Annotated in this window: 14 protein-coding genes and 1 pseudogene; 8 read left to right on the top strand and 7 right to left on the bottom strand. The window is 64.3% G+C overall.

The genetic code is table 11. The features are described from left to right. From AC1DW2_RS34070 to rfaD, 4 genes and pseudogenes are all read right to left on the bottom strand, one after another. Positions 1-496 (bottom strand): annotated as a pseudogene (locus AC1DW2_RS34070) (capsular biosynthesis protein); the annotation flags it as partial. Positions 497-595: 99 nt separating this feature from the next. Then, positions 596-1,846: an O-antigen ligase family protein gene (locus AC1DW2_RS34065; RefSeq protein ID WP_477008174.1), complete on the bottom strand. Its 1,251-nt coding sequence runs from the start codon at positions 1,844-1,846 to the stop codon at positions 596-598. Positions 1,847-1,887: 41 nt separating this feature from the next. Beyond that, positions 1,888-3,372 (bottom strand): D-glycero-beta-D-manno-heptose-7-phosphate kinase, encoded by a 1,485-nt coding sequence (gene rfaE1 / locus AC1DW2_RS34060; protein ID WP_477008170.1) that lies wholly within the window; start codon positions 3,370-3,372, stop codon positions 1,888-1,890. Positions 3,373-3,385: 13 nt separating this feature from the next. Beyond that, complete coding sequence (gene rfaD / locus AC1DW2_RS34055; protein WP_282523653.1) at positions 3,386-4,366, bottom strand: ADP-glyceromanno-heptose 6-epimerase; 981 nt, start codon at positions 4,364-4,366, stop codon at positions 3,386-3,388. A gap of 174 nt (positions 4,367-4,540) precedes the next feature. Here rfaD and waaF point away from each other — a divergent pair, with 174 nt between their 5' ends. The 3 genes from waaF to AC1DW2_RS34040 all read left to right on the top strand — a co-directional run bounded on the left by waaF (position 4,541) and on the right by AC1DW2_RS34040 (position 6,825). Continuing rightward, positions 4,541-5,590 carry a lipopolysaccharide heptosyltransferase II gene (waaF, locus tag AC1DW2_RS34050; RefSeq protein ID WP_477008169.1) on the top strand — a complete coding sequence of 350 codons (1,050 nt, stop codon included), beginning with the start codon at positions 4,541-4,543 and terminating at the stop codon, positions 5,588-5,590. 254 nt (positions 5,591-5,844) lie between these two features. Beyond that, on the top strand, positions 5,845-6,144 hold the full coding sequence (locus tag AC1DW2_RS34045) for a hypothetical protein (RefSeq protein WP_477008168.1): 300 nt from the start codon (positions 5,845-5,847) through the stop codon (positions 6,142-6,144). 282 nt (positions 6,145-6,426) lie between these two features. Further along, on the top strand, positions 6,427-6,825 hold the full coding sequence (locus tag AC1DW2_RS34040) for a hypothetical protein (protein WP_477008167.1): 399 nt from the start codon (positions 6,427-6,429) through the stop codon (positions 6,823-6,825). A gap of 219 nt (positions 6,826-7,044) precedes the next feature. On the opposite strand, the gene AC1DW2_RS34035 is transcribed toward AC1DW2_RS34040, so the two are convergent. Beyond that, a complete protein-coding gene (locus AC1DW2_RS34035; protein ID WP_477008166.1) occupies positions 7,045-8,082 on the bottom strand; it encodes a glycosyltransferase family 4 protein in 1,038 nt (345 codons plus the stop codon). A gap of 126 nt (positions 8,083-8,208) precedes the next feature. Between AC1DW2_RS34035 and galE the strand changes: the two genes are divergently transcribed. The 3 genes from galE (at position 8,209) to AC1DW2_RS34020 (ending at position 11,883) form a co-directional block, all read left to right on the top strand. Then, positions 8,209-9,222, top strand: coding sequence for a UDP-glucose 4-epimerase GalE (gene galE / locus AC1DW2_RS34030; RefSeq protein ID WP_028153516.1), 1,014 nt, complete (start codon positions 8,209-8,211; stop codon positions 9,220-9,222). 118 nt (positions 9,223-9,340) lie between these two features. Further along, a complete protein-coding gene (locus tag AC1DW2_RS34025) occupies positions 9,341-11,143 on the top strand; it encodes an ABC transporter ATP-binding protein (protein WP_477008165.1) in 1,803 nt (600 codons plus the stop codon). Positions 11,144-11,181: 38 nt separating this feature from the next. Next, positions 11,182-11,883, top strand: a complete 702-nt coding sequence (locus tag AC1DW2_RS34020) for a fumarylacetoacetate hydrolase family protein (RefSeq protein WP_166342732.1) — start codon at positions 11,182-11,184, stop codon at positions 11,881-11,883. Between the two features lie 57 nt (positions 11,884-11,940). Here AC1DW2_RS34020 and AC1DW2_RS34015 read toward each other — a convergent pair whose 3' ends face one another. Then, the gene (locus AC1DW2_RS34015; protein ID WP_282523646.1) at positions 11,941-12,399 is read right to left on the bottom strand and encodes a YybH family protein; all 459 of its coding nucleotides are present in this window, start codon (positions 12,397-12,399) and stop codon (positions 11,941-11,943) included. A gap of 131 nt (positions 12,400-12,530) precedes the next feature. Here AC1DW2_RS34015 and AC1DW2_RS34010 point away from each other — a divergent pair, with 131 nt between their 5' ends. Both AC1DW2_RS34010 and AC1DW2_RS34005 read left to right on the top strand, forming a co-directional pair. Next, positions 12,531-13,343, top strand: coding sequence for an amino acid kinase family protein (locus tag AC1DW2_RS34010; RefSeq protein WP_259256748.1), 813 nt, complete (start codon positions 12,531-12,533; stop codon positions 13,341-13,343). Positions 13,344-13,356: 13 nt separating this feature from the next. After that, on the top strand, positions 13,357-14,184 hold the full coding sequence (locus tag AC1DW2_RS34005) for an amino acid kinase family protein (RefSeq protein ID WP_477008164.1): 828 nt from the start codon (positions 13,357-13,359) through the stop codon (positions 14,182-14,184). Positions 14,185-14,248: 64 nt separating this feature from the next. On the opposite strand, the gene AC1DW2_RS34000 is transcribed toward AC1DW2_RS34005, so the two are convergent. Further along, positions 14,249-15,178: an aspartyl/asparaginyl beta-hydroxylase domain-containing protein gene (locus AC1DW2_RS34000; protein ID WP_259256747.1), complete on the bottom strand. Its 930-nt coding sequence runs from the start codon at positions 15,176-15,178 to the stop codon at positions 14,249-14,251. Positions 15,179-15,301: the final 123 nt, after the last annotated feature.

Here is a 15,301-nt window from a genome sequence, read left to right as displayed (position 1 = left end):
CCTCGGCATCCGCGGCGCGGCCGATCAGCAGCGTCGGCGCGGCATCGTCGATCCGCGCGTGGCGGCGCACGCGGGTATAGCGGAAATAGCGATAGGCCAGGCGCAGCGCGCTGAGGAAGGAAATTTCAAGGAACCAGTAGAGGACGATCGTCACCTTGCCGAGAAAGAAGGCACCGCGGACGTTGGGGGAGACGAACACGTAGTCGAGGACAAGGAGCGCCACCGTCAGCACGGTCGCGACCCGGATGATGTTCAGCGCGTCAGGCAGCGAGATGAAGCGCCATTTCGTCGTGGTCAGGTTGAAGAGGAAGAACACGACCACGCTGAAGGCGAGGAAGTAGGGCAGGATCTGGAACAGCAGCGGCAGGCGGTCGAAGAAGCCGTCGCCGCCCTCGAAACGCAGGTAGAAGGCTGCGAACAGCGCCGCCGTGGTCGCCAGCAGGTCGTGGAGCGCGATCAGGAAATTGCGCAAGGTGAGATGCGAAAGACGCGTCATCCGCCGACCGATGAAATCCCAGTTAGGTGCAACCTGACTGCGCTGATAGCCCATCTCGACAAGACTTGCCAGTACAAGGCTTGCCAGCGGCGCGGCCGTTCAGGAACCAGCTTCCCACACCTTCGCCTCGGCGTGTCGGGCCCGGATCACCATGCCGCCGGCAACGCCGACGCCGATGACATACATCCAGCCCTCGTGGAAGTCGAACAGATGGGAGTTGAACAGCGAGGTGAAGACGTTCTGCACCACCACCAGCAGGCCAATCCAATGGGCCAGCCCGTCGCCGCGGAACAACAGGAGATGCAGGACCCAGATCGCGTAGAGAACGGCGATGCCGATGACGCCCCATTGCACGGCGACATTTAGCGTCTGGTTATGCGGATTGCCGATCACCTCGGCGGAGGCCTGGTAGCCGCTGCCGGTCTTGACCTGCTCGAACAATCCACGCGTCGAACCGGTGCCGTGCCCCTTGATCGGCGCCTCCGCGAAGAAGCTGAGCGATTTCCGCCAGAATTCGAGCCGCAGGCCCAGCGAGGTCGGCTCGCCCTTTTCGACATAGCGCGTGTAGTCGCTGGCAAAGGTATCGGCGGTCTTGCGCAATTGCGGCGAGGCCTGCCAGGCGAGAGCGGCGCCGACGAGAAGAGCGGCCGAGATGATCGCGATGCTGCGCCAGCGCAKGTGCAGCAGTGCGAACACGCCGAACATGATCGGAACGGTGACGAGCGCTGTGCGCGACACCACCACGAAGGCCATGTTGACGAAGAAGCTCAGAGCCAGCGCGATCAATAGTCCCGCGAACCAATAGCGCTTCTCGCGCAGCAGCATCACGATGGGATAGGCGAGCGCGACCGCGCACAGCGCGAATTCCTGGCTCTGGTCGATGTAGTTCTTGACGAAGATGCCGCGCTCGAGGTGATCGGGCTTGAGCGTCAGGTTGGGATAGAAGGCCACCAGCCACGACATCACCGAGAGCAGCGCGCAGGACACCAGGAACGCGATGAACATCCAGTGCCCGCGCGACGAGCGCTCGAAATGATAGAGGAAGACCGGCAGCACGAGCAGCTTGACGGTCGGGTTGACCGCATAGAGGCGCGCGCCCCAGGCCGCATCCGACCACAGCGTGCCCACCAGCGCGAGCAGGACCAGCGCGATCGGCGCGGCCGCGATCGGGCGCTTCAGCGATTGCAGGAATGCGCGGACGTCGAGAAACGGCACCATGCAGACCAGGAACAGAGCGTTGAAGATCGCCGCGAGCGAGGTCGACCAGGGCAGCGAGGCCACGGTCAGGATCGCGAACAGGTCGGCCGTCTCGCACCACGCCGCCGGGCTGCGAAAGCGCCGCCACAGCATCTGGGCGGTCGTCTCCCGGGCGAGCGTCGTCGCCTGGTCCGTCACTTGCCCCCTCCCCGCGCGCGATGGACCAGCGCGGTCGTGCTGAAGCCCTGGAGGATGTCGACCAGCACGACGATTCCGCCGGCGGCCTCGACGACCTCATGGCCGACCACCTGCTCGCGGGTGTAGTCGCCGCCCTTCACCAGCGCGCTCGGCTTGATCCGGGTGATCAAATCGATCGGCGTATCCTCCTCGAAGATGACGACGAGATCGACGGCTTCGAGCGCCGCGAGCACTTCCGCACGCGCCCGTTCGTCCTGAACCGGGCGATCGGCGCCCTTCAGCCGCCGCACCGAGGCATCGCTGTTGAGGCCGACGATCAGGCGATCGCAGGCTCCGCGCGCCGCGGTCAACACCTTGACGTGGCCGGGATGCAGGATGTCGAAGCAGCCATTGGTGAAGCCGACGCGCAGGTCCTGCCGGCGCCACTCCGCGAGTTGTGCGTCGAGCGTATCAGGCTCGAGCACGATCTTCTCCTCAGCCGCGAGATAAGCATGCGGCAGGATCTTCCGCCGCAGCTCGGCCGCGCTCACGCTGGCCGTGCCTTGCTTGCCGACGGCGACGGCAGCGGCCGCATTGGCCATCCGCAACGCCGTGTCCCAGTCCGCACCCGCCGCGAGCGACACCGCAAGCGCGGCGGCGACGGTGTCACCGGCGCCGGAGACGTCGCGCACCTTCACGGGGACAGCCGGAACGTGAACGGCTTCGCCATTGCGCGGTACCAGCGTCATGCCGTGCTCGCCTTGCGTGACCAGGATCGCCTCGCAATCGGCGAGCCGCATCACGTCCTCGCTGGCATCGACGATGCTCTGCGGCGTGTCGGCGCGGCTGCGCGTCGCCTCCGAAAATTCCTTGCGATTGGGCGTGAGCAGCGTGGCGCCGCGATAGATCGCCCAGTTCAGGCTCTTGGGATCGACGATCACGGGCTTGCCGAGCGTTCGCGCGGCGTCGATGGTGTGGCGGATCACGCGCGCGGTCAGCACGCCCTTGGCGTAGTCGGAGAGCAGCACGATGTCGGCGCGCGCGATCTGCGGCAGGATTGTGTCGATCAGCCTGGTCTCGATGTCGTCGGAGGCAGGCATCGCCTGCTCCCAATCCGCGCGCAGCATATGCGTGGAAAAATGCTCGGAGACGAAGCGGACTTTTCGCGTGGTCGGCCGCGACGGATCGCACACCAGCGCGCTTTCGATGCCGACATGCTCCGCAAGTGCCGCTTCGAGCCGCTTGCCCGCATCGTCCTCGCCGACGAGGCCGACGAAGATGCAGCGCGCCCCGAGGGACGCGATATTGCGCGCGACGTTTCCGGCGCCGCCGATATGGATCTCGCTGCGCTGGGCGGCGATCACGGGCGCCGGCGCTTCCGGCGAGATCCGCGACACCTCGCCATAGACGAACTCGTCCAGCATGATGTCGCCGATGCACAGCACCGTACGGCCTGAGATGGCTTGCGCGAGAGCGTCGAAATCGAGAATGGGGGTCGGCATGGTCCTTGAAGCCTCAGCGGAAGCGGTCTGGCCGGTCGAGATAATCGCCGACATAGGCTTTCACCGCATCCTCGAGCGTCGTGAAGCCGCCGTTATAGCCGGCGCGGTGCAGGCGATCGACCTCGCTCTGGGTGAAGTATTGATAGCTGCCGCGGATCTGCTCGGGCATGTCGACATATTCGATGTTGGGCCTGGTGCCGAGCGCCGCATAGGCAGCGAGCATCAGGTCCCTGAAGCTGCGCGCCTTGCCGGTGCCGACGTTGAAGAGACCGGACACCGACGGCGTCGCCAGCAGCCACATGACGACGCGGACAACGTCGTCGACATAGATGAAATCGCGGCGCTGATCGCCGTCGGCGATGCCCTCGCGGTGCGACTTGAACAGCTGCACGACACGGCCCGCCCTCACATCATCGAAGCGGCGCGCCAGCACGCTCATCATCGAGCCCTTGTGGTATTCGTTGGGGCCGAACACGTTGAAGAATTTCAGTCCGGCCCATTGCGGCGGCAGCTTCTCGCCGCGCGCGACGCGCTCGGCGACGGCGAGATCGAACAGGTGCTTGCTCCAGCCGTAGAGATTCATCGGCCGCAGTTTCTTCAATGCGGGCGGTGAGGCGTCGTCGTCAAAGCCGTCGGCACCATCGCCATAGGTCGCGGCCGACGAGGCGTAGATCAACGGCACCGCATCCGCCGTGCACCAGTCCAGCAGGCGCATCGACAGGCGAAAATTGGTCTCGATCACGAGATCGCCGTCGGTCGCGGTGGTCTCGGAAATCGCCCCGAGATGGATCACGGCGTCGAGCTTGCGGCCCTTCAGCCAGTCGAGCAGCTCGGCCGGCGGGACGATATCCACAAGCTGGCGCTTGGCGAGGTTTCGCCACTTGCCCTCGGTCCCGAGGAGATCGCAGACGACGACATCGCTGCGACCGACCTCGTTCAGCGCGGCGACGACATTCGATCCGATAAAACCGGCCCCACCGGTCACCAGCAACATTCCACCTACCCTGCCAGGTTTTGCCCTGCCCGATTTTCACGGCCCGGTCCTGCCCTAGCGCATGATCCGCCAAAGTGTAAGCGGTTTTGGGATCGGCGCTGTCCCGGCTTTACCTGCAGGTCCGGAGCGGGTAACCGAACCGCAACATCAGCACGTTCCCGGTCCTATTAACGAATGAATCAAGATTCGCAATTTGGTCGAGATGCAGATCGGAGCGACACACGCCCGATCCTGATCGTCCCCTATATGTGGATCGGCGATTTCGTCCGGAATCACACCGTTGTCCGGGTCCTGAACGAGCGCTGGCCCAACCGGCCGGTCGATCTCCTCACCACCTCCCTCTGCGCCCCCCTGGTCGACTACATGCCCGGCGTGCGCGATGGCATCGTGTGGGACCTGCCGCGCAGCCGGCTCGCCGTTGACCGCCAGTTCGGCCTGGCGAAGCTCCTGCGCGAGCGGAATTACGGGACAGCCCTGGTGCTGCCCCGGACCTGGAAGGCGGCCATCGCGCCCGCCCTGGCCGGGATTCCGGAAAGGGTCGGCTTCGTCGGCGAGTTCCGGTTCGGCCTGCTCAACCGCTGGCGCTGGGGCGAGAAGAAGCTGCCCCGCTTCATCGACAAGAACGCCGCCCTGGCCCAACCCGATGGCGCCCCCCTGCCCGCGGAATGGCCGGTGCCGCAATTGCGGGTCCCGGCCGAGGACATCGTCCGCTGGCGGCAGGCCAATGGCCTCAGCGCCGGGGCGGCGGTCGCGCTGGCTCCCGGCTCAGTCGGCGCCTCAAAACGCTGGACCTATTATCCGGAGGCTGCCCGCTTGCTGGCCGAGCGCGGGCTGGAGGTCTGGGTGGTTGGCGGCCCCGCCGAAAAGGGCCTCGCTCAGGAGATCGTCGCCGCCGGCGGTCCGGGCGTGCGGGACCTCACCGGCACCGATCTGCGCAACGGCGTCCTTGCCATGGCCGCGGCCGGCGTCGCCATCTCCAACGATTCCGGCCTGATGCACATCGCAGCCGCGCTCGGCACGCCCACCATGGGCATTTTCGGCCCGACCAGCCCCTATCTCTGGGGCCCCCTCAACGGCCTCGCAGCGACCGTGGTCCAGGACAAGAGCGTGCTCTCATGCCAGCCCTGCCAGAGCACGATCTGCCGGATGAACGATCACCGCTGCATGCGCGACATCGCGGCTTCCGAGGTCGTGGCGATCGCGCAGCGGGTGCTCGGAGTGTGAACTCATTGACGCCATGCGTTGGTCGGGCAACTGGCAGCGAATCCAACAGCAGGTCTTTCCGTCCGCCAGCTTTAGTCAGTGACGTTGTCAGTTCATTCGCGGGATAAGGCTGCGTCGCTGCCGCTTGTGAAGGCTGAACCAAGATCACGTCGACAAAGACGAATCTTCATCGAGATTCGAACAAGAGGTTCGTTCCTCAAACGTCGCTCGATACATGCCTCTTGGACATTTTACACAGTTATGGAGGTAGCCCCATGCCGATCGTTCAATTCACTCGCTTCAAGACCGACAAGCCCGAGGAAATGATCAAGATCGTCAGGCAGGCGAAGAAAATCTTTGAGAAACACGGCGCCGAATTTCTTCGGCTCTCCCKCTTCCACACTGGCCAGTGGGCAGGAGAGTTGCTGGTTGCGACGCGCTATTCCAATTGGGAAGTTTACGGCAAAGTGYAGGAAGCCGTGGCAAACGACCCGGAGTTCACGCAAGTGCAGGCTGACGGAATGAAGATTTCCCAACTACAGGGCCGCAACATCGCCGTTAGCATCGATCTCTAGCTCGGGCGCCGCCCCGCAAGCCACTCAAGCGCGGAGGCCGCCGGACAAGTGCGGCGGCCTTTCCAGCTCTGACAGATCGCACTCGTCATCGCGCTACGCTGCGCTTTGCCTCAAGCAGACGAGCGCTCTGCAGAGCCTATTGACTTAGATCAACAACAGCTTCGCCAGTTCGCCGCACCCAAATACTGCTCAAGACCGATACGAAGGGGCGCGTCTTGCTGCGCCCCCATCGGCGTCGAAGAGGCTGATTTGGCAGCATTGACCATTTAGTCGGAGAGTTTCATGAGGACCTTCAATCCTTTGGTGACGTTGGTACTTCTCGTGACGCAATCGGCCTCGATTCAGGCTGCGGATTTGAACGGAGCTTGGACAATCGACGCCTCGGCCTGTGGCCAAATATTCACCAAAGAGAACAACAGGCTTGCCTTCAAGAAAGATGCTGATCTCCACGCGGGCGGTTTAATCGTCCAGGGAAGGCAAGTAACCGGCACATTTGAAAAATGCACGGTCAAATCGTTGCGCGATGACGGGCCGAATATGCGAATAATCGCGTCGTGCTCGGACGGCGTCTCGATTTCAGACGTCGCATTCGACCTGACATACTCCGGAGAGAATAATATCACACTCAGCTCCAAGGAGCCGGTGCCAGTGCAAATGCCGTATGTGCGCTGCCCAATGTGAAGTCGACCGCGACGGTTTGAAGGAACCTGGATGGATGATCCGGGTATCGTAACTGCGGCCGATGATGAGATCGTGCCGCTGCTTTGCCCGACGTGTCAAACGGCCTCGTAAAATCCGCAACGCATCGCACCGGCCGTCAACCCGTTGATTCCGCTGGCACCGGCTACTTTGCATGGGGTTGTTTTCGAGATTTTTGTTTGCGGTCGCGAAAACGGCAGTTCAGAGCAGAGGACGATAAACGTCGCCGATCCGCGCCGCTTCGGCATCGAGGCTGAACTTCGCCAGCACCCGTGCCCGCCCCCGCGCGCCCATGGCGAGCGCGGCGTCCGGGTCGCGCATCAGCGGTTCGAGCGCGGCGGCCAACGCATCAGCGTCACCAGTCGGGATCAGCACACCTGTCGAGCCGTCCTCGACCACTAGCGCGGCCGCACCGGCGCGCGCGGCGACGAGCGCGCTGCCGGCCGCCATCGCCTCGATCAGCGTCAAACCAAAACCTTCGTTGCGCGAGGTGAAGGCGTAGATCGTCAGCCGCTGATACCAGCGCTGCACCGCTTCGATCGGCAGTTCACCGGTGATGACGATGCGCGACTGCAGGCCGCCGGCCTCGATGCGTTTCTTCAGGTCGTTCGCGAAGGGCATTTGCTCCGGCGTGACCTGTCCGACGATGACGGCGGTGAAATCAGGATAGCGCGGCAACAACCGGCACATCGCATCGACGAACACATCGGTGCCCTTCTGCGCGCGCACGCGGCCGAAGCAGCCGATCGCGTAGCGGCCCGGCAGCGCGGCTTCCGCAAAGGCAGCGGCGCGATCGTTCGGCGGCGCATAAACGTCGGTGTCGACGCCGTGCGGGATCACCGTCGCCTTCACTTTCAGGAACGAGGCCGAGATGTCTGATGTCGCGATGATCGCGTCCATGCGCCGGATCAGCCAGCGCGTGATCCAGCTGTGATGGCGCTGCGCGGCCGACGTGAACACGAGTTTCAATGGCCAGCCGAGCGCGCGCAGGAGCACGCCCGCGATCATCTCGTTGTTGCGCCGCGCGTGCCAGATCAATGGCGTCTTGCGGCCCCATAGTTTGAGGAAATCGGCAGCGCTCAGTCGCGAAATCCCCTCCGGCGCATCCGAGCCGAACCACGCCGCGCGATAGAGCTTTGCCAGCCGTGGCGCCACCATCCGGTTGGTCGCGGTGACCCCGGAATAGCGCCTGTGCAGATTTGGCACGATCACTTCGAGATCGCCGGGGGAATTCGCCACGTCATGCTCCGTTACGGAAGCCCCCTATACGCAACATTAAGCATAGTGACCAGTTCAGGGCTGCCGAAACCCCCTCTTCACCGCGCAAACGTTAACGTGGCGCGTTGATCGAAGACGGGTGAGATCATGACTGTGCTAGTCACCGGCGGCGCCGGCTATATCGGAAGTCACACGGTCCTGGCGCTGGCGGAAGCCGGCGAGGACGTCGTCGTGATCGACGATCTCTCGACCGGTTTCTCGGCCTATCTGCCCGAGGGCGTGCCGCTGTTCATTGGCGACGCCGGCGACGAGAACCTGGTCGAAGGCGTGATCGCCCAGCACAACATCGAGAGCATCATCCATTTCGCGGGCTCCGTCGTCGTGCCGGAGTCGATGCGCGATCCGCTCGGCTACTACCGCAACAACTTCATGACCGCGCGCAACCTGCTCAACGTCGCCGTCAAGCGCGGCATCAGCCGTTTCATCTTCTCCTCGACCGCGGCCGTCTACGGAAATCCGGACCTGGTACCGGTGCCCGAGCACGCGCCGACGCGGCCGCTGTCGCCCTACGGCTCGTCGAAGCTGATGACCGAGATCATGCTGCACGACGTCGCCGCCGCCTACGGCATGCAATACGTGACCTTGCGCTATTTCAACGTCGCCGGTGCCGATCCGCAGGCGCGCATCGGGCTGGCCACCGTCGGCGCTACGCATCTGCTCAAGATCGCGGTCGAGGCCGCGACCGGCCAGCGCGCCAAGATCGACGTGTTCGGCACCGACTATCCGACCCAGGACGGCAGCTGCATCCGCGACTTCATCCACGTCTCGGACCTCTCGCAGGCGCATCGCTCGGCACTTGCTTACCTGCGCAATGGCGGCGCCTCGACCACGCTCAATTGCGGCTATGGCCGCGGCTATTCGGTGCTGGAAACCATCGACGCGGTGCGTCGGGTTTCGGGGCGCAGCTTCGCCGTGCAATACGCCCCGCGCCGGCCCGGCGACATCATGACCATGGTTGCCGACACCAGCCGCATCCGCGGCCTGCTCGACTGGAAGCCGCAATACGACGACCTCGAGACCATTGCGGCCCACGCGCTGGCTTGGGAGGACAAGTTGTTCCGCGAGCGCCATGGCGAGCTCCGCCACGCCGTCTCGGCCTAGATTCCATCCCAGCGCAAGCCCTTAATTGGGCTTGAAAAGCGCGGCTTTAGCGGGCACAGAGGCCCTTCGATCCCTGACGCGCGGGCAGGCTTTTCCTTGCCCCGTCAATGGACACCGGATGGCCCAGTTTCCAAAGAAAATCACCGACGATCCCTATACGGCGGCAATCCTGATTCGCCGCCTGGTCACGGAACAGGGGATCATCTACTGGCGGCGTTACCTCGTCGCCTTCGCGCTGATGGCGCTTGCCGCCGGATCGACCGCGGGCGCGACCTACGTTCTCGGCCAGGTCATCAACCAGGCCTATGTCGACAAGAACATCCCGGGCATCGCGATGTTCTCGGGCATCACGGTGATCCTGCTGTTCATCAAGGGCGTGGCGACCTACGGCCACATGGTGATCCTGACCAAGATCAGCAACGCGATCCTCGCCACCAACCAGCGCCAGCTGTTCGCCAAGCTGATGCGTGAGAGCGTCGGCTTCTTCTCCGAACGGCATTCGTCTGAATTCCTGGCGCGGCTGACCGCCGGCGCCAAATCCATCACCGACGTGCTCAACATGCTGGTCAACGCTGTCGGACGCGACCTCATGATGCTGCTCGCGATGATCGGCGTGATGGTGTGGCAGGACCCGGTGATGTCGTTCATCGGCCTCGTCGTGGTGCCGCCGGCGATGCTGGTGCTGCGCAAGCTGGTCAAGCGCATCAAGGGCCTCGCCTTCAACCAGTTCACCGGCACCGCCGACATCTTGGAGACGATGCAGGAATCGCTCCAGGGCATCCGCACGGTGAAGGCATTCACGCTCGAAGACACCATGCAAAAGCGCATCGACGAGAACATCGCGATCGTCGAGCGCAACGCCAACAAGATGGCCCGCGTCGCCAACCGTTCCAACCCGCTGATGGAGATGCTCGGGGGCTTCGCGGTCGCCGGCTGCCTGCTCTACGGCGGCTACAGCGTGGTCGCGCTCAACGCCACGCCCGGCGCGTTCTTCTCCTTCATGACCGCGTTCCTGATGGCAACCGAGCCGGCCAAGCGGCTGGCGCGGCTCAACATCGACCTCAACAGCCAGCTCGTCGGCGCCCGCATGCTGCTCGAAGTGGTCGACAGCCCGGCGAGCGAACATTCCGACGACGACAAGCCGGCGCTGAAGCTGTCCGACGCCCGGATCGAGCTGCGCGACGTCAGCTTCTCCTACCGGACCGGCGAGACCGTCCTCAACCGCATGTCCTTCGTTGCCGAGCCCGGAAAAGTCACCGCGCTGGTCGGCCCCTCCGGCGGCGGCAAATCGACCGTGCTGGGGCTGCTGCTGCGCTTCTACGAGGTGACGCAAGGCGACATCGTGATCGACGGCCAGTCGATCGGCGCGGTCTCGCGCAAATCGCTGCGCGCGCAGACCGCCTATGTCGGCCAGGACGTCTATCTGTTCCGCGACACCATCCGCAGCAACATCGCCTTCGGCAAACCCGGCGCGACCGAAGAGCAAATCGTTGATGCCGCGAAAGCCGCCTGCGCGCATGATTTCATCATGAGCTTCCCGCTCGGCTACGACACGCCGGTCGGCGAGCACGGCACGCAGCTCTCGGGCGGCCAGCGCCAGCGCATCGCGGTCGCACGCGCGCTGATCAAGAACGCGCCGATCATCCTGCTGGACGAGGCCACCGCCGCGCTCGATTCCGAGTCCGAGCGGCAGGTGCAGGAGGCGATCGAGCATCTCTGCCAGAACCGCACCACCATCGTGATCGCGCACCGCCTGCACACCATCATGCACGCCGATGCGATCCTGGTGGTCGAGGGCGGCGAGATCGTCGAGCAGGGCCGGCACGACGAATTGCTCCGCCGCTCGGGCCGCTACGCCTCGTTCTTCCGCCTGCAACACCACGACGCCGGCGCTCTGGCGCCGATCAGCGCAACCGCATAGAGTTTCCTTCACCCCACCAAGAGCAGCGAGATCGCTCCATGAACGCCGCCTCCTACGTCATTCCGCTTCCGCCCCAGGCTTCGCTTCCCGTCGTCGGGGAGAGCGGTCGTTATCCGGTGCGCCGCATCTGGTGCGTTGGCCGCAACTATCTCGAGCACATCCGCGAGATGGGCAACGACGAGCGCGCCCCGCCGTTCTTCTTCGCCAAGCACGCCGACATGCTGGTGCCCGACGGCGCCACCATTCCCTATCCGCCGCTAACCAAGGATCTGCATCACGAGGTCGAGCTGATCGTCGCGATGAAGAGCGGCGGCCTCAACATCCCCGCCGACAAGGCGCTCGAGCATGTCTACGGCTACGCCGTCGGCATCGACCTCACCCGCCGCGACCTCCAGATCGCCTCGCGCAAGAAGGAGCGCCCCTGGGAGATCGGCAAGTCGTTCGACGGCTCGGCTCCCTGCTCCGCAGTGCAGCCGGCCTCGAAGATCGGCCATCCCGCCAAAGGCAGGATCTGGCTGACGGTCAACGGCAAGGAAGCCCAGAAGGGCGATCTCACCGAGCTGATCTGGAACGTGCCCGAGATCATCTGGCAGCTCTCCCAGCAGGTGAAGCTCGCCGCCGGCGACATCATCATGACGGGCACGCCGGCCGGCGTGTCGCAGCTCCAGCCGGGCGACAAGCTCGAATGCGGCGTCGACGGCGTCGGCACGCTGAAGGTGAGCATCGGCCAGCCGGAATAGGCTGAACGACATCTGGAAATCGAAAGGCCCCGGACATGTCCGGGGCCTTTTGCATTTCTACCAGGCCTTCACCGGCCGATTGGCATGGCTTGCCTGCGGCACCCCGCGATTGAGCGACATGTGCGAATGCACGCACAGCCAGCCATCGCCATCTTTTGAAAACACCATCGTCGCTCGGCCGGGGCGCGGAAACGCGCTGCCATCGGGATGGTAGCCCTTGCTCGTCCACGGCGCGACCACCGTCGCCATCGTGCCGTCGGGGGACGCCAGGATCGAGACCTGGTCGAGGACGAAGCGGAAGTCGGTCGTCTTCGGCCAGACGTTATTCCATTGCGTCGTAACCCACTGGTCGAGCCCCGGGATGACGTCGTTATGCGTGCCGAAAGCGAGCACGTCCGGGTGAAACAGCGGCCGCGCCGAGGCGTAGTCGACCTCGCGGACATAGCCTGAGAAGGTATCCAACCACTCGCGGAAGAATTGCACGATCTCGGTGTTCGCAAGTGGCAACGGGGCCATTGCCTGCTCCATGTTTGGCCGCTAAATCGCGGCCACCTTGTTGCCATGGACTGAAGTGTGCGGCAAGATTCGCGGTCGAGGCTGAAGGGTCCGCCGCAGAGACTGCATCAGAAAACGAGAGGATGTCTCGGATGTCGAACACGATCACGGAGCTCGAGGGGCTGCTGATGCAGCGCTCGCTCACCGACCCACAGCTTGTGGCCGCAGCGGAGAAGGCAGCGGACTTCCGCATCCTCCCCGATGCAACCGTCATCAAGATCGGCGGCCAGAGCATGATCGATCGCGGCCGTGCCGCGGTCTATCCAATCGTCGAGGAGATCGTCGCCGCCCGCAAGGCGCACAAGCTTCTGATCGGAACCGGCGCCGGCACCCGTGCGCGGCATCTGTATTCGATCGCCGCCGGGCTCCGGCTGCCGGCCGGCGTGCTGTCGCAACTCGGGGCTTCCGTCGCCGATCAGAACGCCGCGATGCTCGGGCAGCTGCTGGCCAAGCACGGTATCTCCGCCGTCTCCAGCGCCGGGCTGTCGTCCGTGCCGCTGTTCCTTGCCGAGGTGAGTGCGGTGATCTTCAGCGGCATGCCGCCCTATAGCCTGTGGATGCGGCCCGCGGCCGAGGGCGTGATCCCGCCCTACCGGACCGACGCCGGATGCTTCCTCGTCGCCGAGCAGTTCGGCTGCAAAGCGATGATCTATGTGAAGGACGAGAACGGCCTCTACACCGCGAACCCGAAGACGTCGAAGAACGCCACCTTCATCCCGAAGATCTCGGTGGCGGAGATGAAGGCCAAGGGCCTGCAGGACTCCATCCTGGAATTCCCGGTGCTCGATCTCCTCACCTCGGCGCGCCATGTCCGGCAGGTGCAGATCATCAACGGCCTCGTCCCCGGCAATCTCACCCGCGCGCTTGCGGGCGAGCATGTCGGCACCATCATCACCGCGAGCTGAAGAGAGCACCGTCATGGCTGATACCAACCGGATCAAGCACGTCGCCTCGCCGCTCGCGCGCCAGACTCTGCTCGACAGCGATCTCACCCGCCCCGTTGCCGGCAACCGCCCGATCAAGCTGCTGCCCTGGCTGCAGGTCATCAAGATCGGCGGCCGCATCATGGACCGCGGTCACGAAGCGATCCTCCCGCTGGTCGACGAGCTGCGGTCGCTCTTGCCGGAGCATCGCCTGCTCATCCTGACCGGCGCCGGCATCCGCGCCCGCCATCTCTACAGCGTCGGCCTCGATCTCGGCCTTCCCGTGGGTTCGCTCGCCCCGCTCGCCGCCAGCGAAGCCGGCCAGAACGGACATATCCTGGCAAGCCTGCTCGCGCCGGAGGGTGTCTCCTATGTCGAGCACCCGACCATCGCGAGCCAGCTCGCCATACACCTCACGGCCGCGCGCGCGGTCGTCGGCAGCGCCTTCCCGCCCTACCACCATCATGAATTCCCGACCGCACGCATCCCGCTGCATCGGGCCGATACCGGCGCCTTCCTGCTCGCCGACGCGCTTGGCGCTGCCGGCCTCGCGATCGTGGAGGACGTCGATGGGGTCTACACGACCGATCCCAATGGCGCGGATGGCAGGAAGGCCGAGCTGCTGAAAGAGACGAGCTTTGCCGATCTTGCGAAGCTGAAGGGTACGCTGCCGTTCGATCCGGCGCTGCTGGAGGTGATGGCCAACGCGAGGCACATCACGCGCGTGCAGGTCGTCAACGGTCTCGTTCCCGGCCGGATCGCCGCGGCGCTGCGCGGGCAGCATGTGGGGTCGATCATCAACACCGGCGCCAAGCCGGTGTGAGGCCGCAGCAACGTCCGCAAAAACAAAACCCCGGAGCCTGCTCCGGGGTTTTTCGTAGGGCGGATTAGCGCAGCGCCGACATCACGATGAGACCGAGGATCAGCGCCGTCAGCGAATATTTCAGCGTGTAGTAGACGTTGCGGTTCCACTCCTTGACCTTGCGGCTGCCGAGATGGATCTCGTAGAGCTTGCCGAACACCTTGTTGAGCACGCCAACGCTCTCGCCGTCCACGTTCTGAGTCGCGGAGGCCTTGACGATGTGATGGCTGACCCAGCGGTTGATCGCGGTCATGAAGCCGTACTTCATCGGGCGCTCGACGTCGCAGAACAGGATGATGCGGTTGACGTCGGTCGCATTCTCCGCGCTGTGGATGAAGGTCTCGTCGAACATGAAGGCCTCGCCGTCGCGCCAGACGCATTCGACACCGTCGACGAGGATGCGGCACTTGTTCGAGTTCGGCGTGACGAGGCCGAGGTGATAACGCAGCGAGCCGGCAAAGGGATCGCGGTGCGCGCCCAGCTTGCCGCCCGGCGGCAGCATCGCGAACATCGCGCCGTGCACGCTCGGGATCGATTTGAGCAGCTCCACCGTCTTCGGGCACAGCGTGTTCGCTGACGGCAGGAAGTCGTCATACCATTTCAGGTAAAACCGCTTCCAGCCGCTCTTGAAGAACGAGTAGAAGCCCCAGTCGTTGTTCTTCGCCGCGGCCCGAATGAAGCCTTCGTCGAACAGCCGCACCGCCTCGTCGCGAATGGTCTCCCAATTCTCGCTGAGCGGCTTCAGCTCCGGAAACTGCTCGACCGGGATCACCGGCTTGTTCGGCACGGCGGAGCCTGCGTACATCAGCACGTTGTACGGTGCGAGATAGGTCGAGTGATCGCCGAGCTGGCGCGCGAATCGCAGTCGCTGCTTGCCGCGGAAGTGAACGTAAATGGTCGAAGCCGCGAGCACATAGAGAATGACAAGTTGCGGCGCAAAAAGCTGTTTCAGCATTTCCCCAAATCCCGAGTGACCCAGCCGGGGACGTGATCTACTCCGACCCGGCCCGAGCTGCAAGATATTGGCGTGCATCCTGAGGCTGTTCCGCAGGTTGTGATTGGGCCGTCTTAAGCCGTG

The sequence above is a fragment of the Bradyrhizobium sp. P3_C3 genome, from assembly GCF_056402655.1.
This window is presented reverse-complemented; position numbering and strand designations above follow the sequence as displayed.